General features: G+C 70.2%; 1 protein-coding gene. It reads right to left on the bottom strand.

All coding sequences use genetic code 11. The features are described from left to right. Positions 1–346 (bottom strand): carboxyl transferase domain-containing protein (locus K7G61_RS36160; RefSeq protein WP_308190826.1); only part of this gene is annotated, 346 nt, incomplete at both ends.

The following is a 346-nucleotide window of genomic DNA, read 5'->3' as shown; positions in this document are numbered from 1 at the left end:
GCCCTCGTCGACGAGTTCCTCGATCACGTCGCGGATGTCGTACGAACGGTTCGGATCGGCCGGCACGATCTCCAGCAGCGCCTCGCCGGAGCGGTCGGCCGGGTCCTGAGCGGCCGCGGCGGGCGGCAGTTCGCGGTTGTTGGCGGGCAGCATGGTCAGCAGGTAACGCACCTCCGCCAGGCAGGTGCGTACGTCGTCGTAGACGAAGTGGGCGACGCCCGAGGCCGAGCCGTGGACGTCCGCGCCGCCGAGGTCGTCCTGGGTGATCCGCTCGCCGGTGACGGCCTGGACGACGTCGGGCCCGGTGATGAACATCTGCGAGATGCCGCGCACCGCGAACACGAAA

Origin of the sequence: Streptomyces sp. HPF1205 (genome assembly GCF_020400825.1) — a bacterium.
Lineage (GTDB): Bacteria > Actinomycetota > Actinomycetes > Streptomycetales > Streptomycetaceae > Actinacidiphila.
The sequence above is the reverse complement of the archived record's forward strand: the minus strand, read 5'-3'. Positions and strand labels throughout refer to the sequence as shown.